This is a genomic window from Allobaculum fili (genome assembly GCF_020969955.1).
Taxonomy (GTDB): Bacteria; Bacillota_I; Bacilli_A; order Erysipelotrichales; family Erysipelotrichaceae; genus Allobaculum; species Allobaculum fili.
Window position 1 is genome coordinate 1 of record NZ_JAHDSX010000068.1, and the last position, 8,111, is coordinate 8,111.

Below are 8,111 nucleotides of genomic sequence, written 5' to 3' on the forward strand. Positions count from 1 at the left end.
CCGGAAACATATCGAACCCGGCCGTTAAGCTGCAGAACGCCGACAATAGCCGCAAGGCAAAGATAGGAAGCTGCCAGACAAAATGAAATCCCCGAAGGATAAAGGAGAGATCCAATATCTTTCGGGGATTTTTTTGCTGTCTGGAAATTTGTTCGAGAAATTTGCGTATTGAAAAATTTGTTTTTCGATTCGTCGGATGCCTGCCCGAACACCAGGCGATCCTGTTTTCTGTCGAAACGATTGGAATTTTTACAGGATTCGCAAAGAACCTTTTAAATCTGGAGTTTTACGTATCTCTTAACAGAACTTTCGGGAGTCTTAGAAAGCACATACCAAAAACGGAGCGTGAGTCTTTATAGTCAGCCGTTTTGAAGGTTCACCCCCTGAAAAAACGGTTTCTGTCGAATGGATAAAATCTATGTACCGAAATACGAAACGCCTGCTTTAGCAAAACAATCGTATTTCCGTATCGGACGCAAACTTTGTACGAAAGATGCGCCAAAGAAATTTGCGAGGAAATGGAAGAAGGAAGGAAATGGAAAAACCAAATGTATTTGTACCCCTGGGCGGGGCACAGTCTGTTGGCGACAGCTGCTATTTTGTCCGTATGAATGGTGTGAACATCCTTCTGGATGCGGGTGCTGCAGTTCATGAGGGGCAGATTGAATATCCAGATTATGAATACCTCCTTCGGGCTGGCATTCTGGAAAGCTTCAGCGAAATCAATCTGATTCTGATTTCCCATGCCCACCTGGATCATTGCCGTGGTTTGCCTGTGCTGACCAATCTGGCAAAAAATGCGGAAATCTGGACGACAGAAACGACATGGAAACTGGTTGAGCTCCAGCTCCAAAGGGGATTTCATCGGGATCTGCATGCTTCCAATCTATGGGTGACGCGGATACAGGAGCGAGTAGAATTTCTGGATTTCATGCAGGAACGAAGTTTTGCCGATCTGAAGATCACGTGCCTCCAGGCTGGCCATATTCCAGGAGCTGCCATGTTCTGGATCCAGAGCCGGAATAGCTCTCTGCTGTATACCGGCGATTACAGTCTGAACCAAATGCCGCTTACTGGGTCCGCCATTTTGCCCGAAGATATCCATCCGGATGCGCTGATTCTTTGCGGTCTGCATGCACTGGATGAATACAGGTGTACCCGCTCCGGTCTTTCTGGTCTGCTGGGCGCAATTCAAAGCCATATTGATGCCGGCGAGGCAGTGAACTGCCTGATTGGGCAGCTCTCCAAAGGGGTAGAGTTTCTCAAAATTATTCTCGATGAAATCGATGGTCTGGAGAACATCTATCTCGATACACGGGTTATGGATACCGTTCATGCGCTCGAGCAGAGCGGGATTCCGATACTGGATAAAAAATGCCGGATGCTGGCTGGGGAAGGAGATGACGTTTTCGATGCGCCGCATACCATAACGATTGCCTCCGATTTGCGCTGTTTCCCGTTATACATCGATCCGTGGATAGTGGATTTCACGCTGCATGAGTCATATCTCCAGATGAAGGAAATTCTAGAGAGGCTCAATGCCGTACAGGTGTTTATCGTTCACTGCGATCCCCGGCGACAGAGCGGCCGGCCGATTGATCAGCGCCTTCTCAATGAAGGCAGATGCTTCTCGCAAATCGAAATGCCGCAAAAGAAGGAGATTTTCCTTCTGCCGTTTCAGCCCGCATCCTGCTGAAAAGCTGAGAGGAGGTTTCGATCAAGGCGATCGATCTAATTTGAACAGAGCTGATTTTGTCATATCCCGTCCGAGCAGAGCCGTTCAATTCAGCTCGATCAGACTTTGACCGTATCTCGGTTGGAATATTGCCCAAACGCAGAAGTTTGTATGGAAAGAAATTCAGGAAATGAAATTCAGGAAATGAAATTCAGGAAAAGAGATTCAGGAAAAGAGATTCAGGAAAGGAAAGCCAAATGAGTGACCACAGAAAAACATCCCGCCGCCCGCATAGAAATGTGTCCCGACAGGACGAAAAAAGAGAAGACGTAAAGCCAAAAAAGAAACCCGTCGAAAAGGAGGGAGAAAAGGCAGCTCGATCCTCACGACAGACTAGACCGGAGACGAATGCGAAAACGAAATCCTGCCCGAAAAACGAAACCAGAAATCAGGAGAAATCTGAGGGCAATCCAGAAAAGCGAAACGCAGCATCTTCCGCAGTTAGACCTGGCTCTGAGGCGACAGCCGCTTCGCCTACGGTGCAGGATCAGGTGATCGATAAGCTGCACGAAAAGATTCAAAACCGTCATACCAAAAAGAGAGTCCGTCAGGAGATCAGCAACGAAAACTGCATGCTCATGGTCTGCCTGCAAAACCCCGGACTGAGTCCGATGCAGATGGTTGAACGGGTGAATACGTATTACGGAACGATGGTTCGCTACGATGACGTCCTGGAGTTTTTCCGGGTGCAGAAAATCAATCGGCCAGAAGTTCGCATCGCGATTTTTACGCAGGCAAAACAGAGCGCATCGCTTCTTGAACAGGCTATGAAAAACGATTTGTCCGCTCTCAATCAGTTCGAAGAAGAAATGAAAAGCCGTTCGAAAGAATTTGGCATTCATCGACAGTTCTTCTCTCGCATCCTGCTGACGACCTTCTTCCAGAACAATCCAGCCTTTCATAAATATGGCGATGAAGAAGATGTCGCCCTGATGGGCAATACGCTGCAGTTTTATACCCTGCTGGATTTGATCGATTCCATTCGACAGGCCATCGAAAATCAGGAAGAGGTCGAAAGCGCAGAAGAAAAAACGCTGAAAACCGTACCGGTTCGCGAACTGGAAAAAGCCAGCCAGAGAATTCGCGAGCTGGAAAGCGCGCTCGAGAGAACCGGCTATCTTCTTTCCGATTTGCAGGATGAATTCGACGCCCAGCTCGAACAGAACAAGATTCGGGAAATCGTCGAGTTTTTCTCGCAGCTCAATTCGGAAAAATACGGCTTTTTGCTGGATGAACTGCTGGCCCTGCAAAAAGGCGTCAGCCGTCTTCGTAAGCAGAAGTACGAAACGCCGCCCGAAATCAGCGGCGTTCTGATCCTCGTTCGAAAACTGATCCAGTTTGTTCAGGACAGTCACATTAATCCGATGTTCCGCCTCGATCAGGTGCTCGAAATTACCGCATCTCAGGCCGAGGAAATGGACTACGAAGGCGATCCGTTTCTCGACAATACGATGCTACGGAAAGTCCAGGTGCTTTCCCCCGGATGGATTTATCAGGATAAGGAAATTCAGATTTCAAGACCAAAAGTGAGGGAAATGAAATGACAAATCAGGCGAATGAACTTTGTGTCGGCATCGATCTGGGTACGACCAACTCTGTAATTGCGTTTACCAATACGCGCCCAAACGGCGATCTCGTCAGCCGGGTCTTCTCGGCCAGACGAAGCAACGATGTGTATTATGTGGCCGGTTCCGGGCAGTCGGTTTCCACCGTTCTGGAACCGACGCTGCCCAGCGTTGTGTACTATTCGATGGAAAGCGGCTATCAGCCAATAGTCGGCAACTTTGCCCGTCATCAGTATGCGATTCGTCCGCATCTGGTGGCGCGTTCCATCAAAAGCCAGATGGGACAGCCCAGAGTCACCGGGCTTTCTCCGGATGTTCCGGATGAGACGCCGGCTAAAATTTCCAGCCGGATTCTCAAGCATCTGATCGCGGATATGTCCCGCAAATTCCGCACGCCGATCGAAGAAGCGATTATTACCGTTCCGGCTAGCTTTGATGCCATCATGTGCGAAGCCACACGAGAAGCCGCAAGGCTCGCTGGACTTCGGATTTATCAGGAAGACGGCAGTGAAATGCCGATTCTGCTCTCGGAGCCCAACGCGGTGATTTACGATCTCATCAACCAGATTCGAAACGGGGAAGTACCCTCCTCGCTTCTCGATGTTTCTTCGAAAAAGCGCGTTCTGGTCTTTGATCTGGGCGGCGGCACGCTGGATGTTTCCCTGCATGAAATTGAGCAGGATGCGCAAAGCGGTTCGCTGATGGTGGATGAAGTCGCCACCAACCGCTACACCCGCCTGGGCGGCGATGATTTTGATCGTCTTATTGCGGACGCGATGTATCAGCGTCTCTATACGCAGTATCACAAGCATCCGGAAATCCAGAATAAAATTGTGCAGCTGAAAGAGCAGATTTATCCGCAGCTGCTTGATAAGGCGGAAGGCTTAAAGCTTTCCGTGAGCATGGCGCAGGAAGATGTGCTGGGCAGCGGCTGGGGCGATGATGAGGAAGAGGATCTGTATCCGGTCGGCGGCCGAATCAGCACCCTGGGCTACGCGTATGATGATTCCTTCACCAGGGAAGAAATAGAAGAAATCCTTTCTCCGCTTATGGGAAAGGATCTGACGATCGATCAGTATCAGAATATGGATACGATCGAAAATACGAAAAATATAATTTACCCCATTCTGGATGTTTTAAACAAAGCGTCCAGAGATACAGAAGGACCGGTTCCGGTCGATGCAGTCGTGCTGAATGGCGGCATGTCCAAGTTTTATCTGATCGAATCCCGTCTGGAAGAGTTTTTCGGCTTTAAGCCGATTACCGCAGTGGATCCCGATCAGTCGGTCGCCCGCGGTGCCGCGATTTATCATTATCTGCTGAAGCACAATCAGATCGCGAAGGGAAAAGGCCAGGTCGAACAGCTGCAGGAAGAAGGACTCGATCGAAAGGAAACGCTCGGATCCAATCCAGCCGATCCATCGGGTTCCAATGGCTTCGGAGCTTCTGCTGATTCTGAAAATGTGCAGGACGTTTCAAATATGACCTGGACAAATTCTGGCTCTTCGTCCACAGGTCAAAGCCTGAACGCTTCGGCTGGGTCAGAGCGGACTGCGGGTTTTCGGATTCGCCAGACCAGCATTCTCAATGAGAGTCTGTATTTGCAGGGGCAGAATGACATTCATCGAAAAATCATTGAAGCCGGGACAAAGCTTCCGCATGAATCCGCTGTTTTAAACGGATTCATGATTCGAGCCGGTCAGAACAAGATCGCCATTCCGATTGAACATCGAAGCTACGATGGTTCGTATCGAATCATCGCCAACGGCGTCGTGAATCTGAACACGGTGTATGAGCAGAATTTGCACGTGCGTCTGCAGATGAATCTTTCCAGCTCAAAAATCCTTTCCCTTCGTGCCTGGATTGTCGAAAATTCAGACAGCGAGGACGTGCTGGAAGAAGTTTCAGCACAGCTTTCCGTCTCTGGCGTAGGCCGTTCGGAACCGAAGGGGGCCCCGAAAATGCTTCCAAGTCTGATTTTCCAGAACACCCCAAGAAAAGTATCGACGGGCAATATGCAGGGAACAGGAACGGTGGATGTTTCCCGGCTTCTTCGAAACATGGAACGGGCTCTGGAATCTATGGATCGAGTGACCCATCCTGTACAGCGCGGAGAAAAAGTGAAAGAAGCCGCGCGGATCGGCAATCAGATTGCATCCTGCGCCAATAAGAAGGAAGCTGCATTTCCAGTTTTGGCCCTTCTGAAAAACACGACCAACGGTTTTCTGCGTGAACGGCTGTTCATTATCGCACGAAAGCTTGCTCCGTTCTGGACCGAACGGCAGACCGGCGAACTGGTGAAGATTGCCAAAGTTTACCTGACCAGTTCTCAATCGTATGGCCCAAAAACACTCAATCGCAATGGAGCGAATATTGAAGCCATTCATACGATCAGCGCATGCGGCAAACCGAAGGATGCGCTGGATATTCTGGGAATGGGCTACGAACAGCAGTATCGCAATCCTCTGCTTAACCTTTGCGGTAAGCAGCAGGTCGCCATCGACTGGATCAGCCGCTGCTTCTTAGAAGATGCGGATGCGGTATTCCTTCGCAAGCCCTGCAAGATCAGCGAAAGCACGCGTGCTCTGGGCAATGCGCTGCGCTTAAGTTCCGGACAGCGTGTAGCCATGTCTTCCCGAGACTTTTATATGGAAAAGCTCATCGCTCTGCTGCAGTCCGGATCGCTGTTTGACTTTGAAGTCGACAGCTGTCTGGTTGCGCTGGGCAGTATCGGCGATCAGCGCTTTGCGGACAATACGGTGGACGAAAAAATGCTCGAACGGGCACGCCGCTGCATTTCCAGAGTTCCGGACATTTATATCGACGTCCTCGCCACGCGTTTTGACCGCGCCAGAGAAGTCGTTGACATGCTTCTTTCCGGTCAGAAACTGGAGGCGGATCAGGAAGCGTATCTTCTGGTTATGCTGGAAGGAAACGACTAGCTCTTCAGGTCGTATGCACGTCAGACCAGATTTCACCGATCAGCAGAAGAACAGAGGAATACGATAGAAGAATGGAAGAACAATACCCAGAGATTCAAAGCTTCTTCATAAATCCATAAACCCTGAACGCCTGGACTTTACGAACATCGAGAAGATCCAGGCGCTTTTTTACCCTCGATTCCTGGCGCATGGGAAACAGTGTGGATTTGTTGTTTATGATAAACGACTAAAAACATTCGATAAACGATAAATATAGAATGCAAAACGTTAAAAATCATGGTATACTCTAGCCATCAAACAGGAGGAATTCCGTATGGAAAAACTGTATGCCAGTCCCGCTTTTCAAAAAATCGCCATTGTTCTGATGAAAGTGATCGAAATTCTTTACTGGATCGGATCGATCGGCATGCTGCTTCTCATGCTTTACGGTCTGTTCAATCCAAGTGCTCTGCCTGAGCTTGCTGCAGGCCTTCGATCCTCCGGTCAGGATCTTGTGATCGGTAGCTACTCGCTCGAAATGAATACCGATACGGCTGCGTTGGCAAACCAGGATCTTGTTCTGTTTCTGTTTGCGTGCATGCTGATGATGACCATGATCGCGATGATTTTTCGCAATCTCTATCTGATCTTCCGGCGGTCCGAATCCGGTACGCCGTTTGATTCGGATTCCATTCGCATGATGGGCGAAATTGGGATTTTCTCGATTCTGATTCCCGTTATCGGTCTGCTCTTCAGCGTCATTTTGCGCATCCTTCATTTCTTTACTTCCGGTACAGCGGTCATGACGGTGTACATGGACGGTATCATTCTTGGCATCATCGTCTTCTTCATTGCCGGCTTCTTTGTTCGAGGCCATCAGCTTGAAGAAGATGTAGACGGACTGATTTAGTCTGGATTTTTGTTAGACTGAATAGAGAAAACGAGTCAGAAACAGCTATGGGAAAAATCATTCTTCATCTTGACCGGGTGATGCTCGAGAGGCATATGAGCCTGAATGAACTTGCCAGCCAGGTCGGCATTACCAACGTCAACTTATCCAAAATCAAAAACAATAAAGTCAATGCGATTCGCTTCAGCACACTCGAAGGGATTTGCAGAGCGCTGAACTGTACGCCCGGCGATCTTCTCGAATACGTACCCGATGAATCTGACGAAGCGAAACCCAAAGAGATATCGGAAGAGTAATCCGAAAGAGTAATCCGAAAGATCCATGAGAGGGTGCAATCTGCAGGAAACACGGCTTCGTGTTCCGAATGGAAATGAGATCGTCGACAGGGTTGAGCAGGATCGCCTGCATACCTGTTGTCGGGCAGCTGCTTTCCGTCAAAAATGCATAAATAAAAAACGGATGGAAAAGAGGCTGCTGAAAAAGTCCCGTTTTTTGAAGTATAAAATCCGTGAAATAAAATTAAACCCAGCGAAGTTGCGTCAAAGACGCCCTCGTTGGGTTTGTGCTTGATATGTGCATGATAATTTTCGAAAAAGCCGGTAATGGGGGTGAGATATCCCCATTATTCGGTGGATAAGTCCGTTTTTTCCGAATTTTGGGCGCACTTATCCCAGGGATTTTCCGAAAGCTTAAAAATTCGCTGGATGTTTGACAGAAAGATCGTAACGGCCGCCTGCAGTTTCATTGAATTCAGCCCGCCTCCGCTCGCCTTACCGTATCCATAGTTCTGTTTAAGCTCGGCATTTTTCGCTTCGATTTTATAACGCTCATGCATCAGTTCCTGGTATTCTTCTGTCTCCATGAACGCCATCTGCTCAAGGTGAATATCGCTTTTGATTTTGACGGAGTAGCTTTTTGATTTTGCTCCTTCTTTGTAGCACCCTTCTTTGAGCGGACAGTGTTTACAGCGCTCTACATCG

General features: G+C 48.8%; 5 protein-coding genes and 1 pseudogene. 5 read left to right on the forward strand and 1 reads right to left on the reverse strand.

All coding sequences use genetic code 11. The features are described 5' to 3' along the window. Positions 1-535: 535 nt before the first annotated feature. The 5 genes from Afil_RS10130 to Afil_RS10150 all read left to right on the forward strand — a co-directional run bounded on the left by Afil_RS10130 (position 536) and on the right by Afil_RS10150 (position 7,427). Complete coding sequence (locus Afil_RS10130; protein WP_230268443.1) at positions 536-1,696, forward strand: MBL fold metallo-hydrolase; 1,161 nt, start codon at positions 536-538, stop codon at positions 1,694-1,696. Between the two features lie 236 nt (positions 1,697-1,932). Next, positions 1,933-3,279 carry a hypothetical protein gene (locus Afil_RS10135; RefSeq protein ID WP_230268444.1) on the forward strand — a complete coding sequence of 449 codons (1,347 nt, stop codon included), beginning with the start codon at positions 1,933-1,935 and terminating at the stop codon, positions 3,277-3,279. Then, positions 3,276-6,242, forward strand: a complete 2,967-nt coding sequence (locus Afil_RS10140; RefSeq protein ID WP_230268445.1) for an Hsp70 family protein — start codon at positions 3,276-3,278, stop codon at positions 6,240-6,242. Before Afil_RS10135 ends, Afil_RS10140 begins: the two co-directional genes overlap by 4 nt. A 313-nt stretch (positions 6,243-6,555) precedes the next feature. Continuing rightward, positions 6,556-7,131 carry a hypothetical protein gene (locus tag Afil_RS10145; protein ID WP_230268446.1) on the forward strand — a complete coding sequence of 192 codons (576 nt, stop codon included), beginning with the start codon at positions 6,556-6,558 and terminating at the stop codon, positions 7,129-7,131. A 47-nt stretch (positions 7,132-7,178) separates the two neighbouring features. Next, positions 7,179-7,427, forward strand: a complete 249-nt coding sequence (locus Afil_RS10150) for a helix-turn-helix domain-containing protein (RefSeq protein WP_230268447.1) — start codon at positions 7,179-7,181, stop codon at positions 7,425-7,427. Positions 7,428-7,816: 389 nt separating this feature from the next. Here the strand turns inward: Afil_RS10150 and Afil_RS10155 are convergent. Next, positions 7,817-8,111, reverse strand: a pseudogene (locus tag Afil_RS10155) (transposase); the annotation flags it as partial.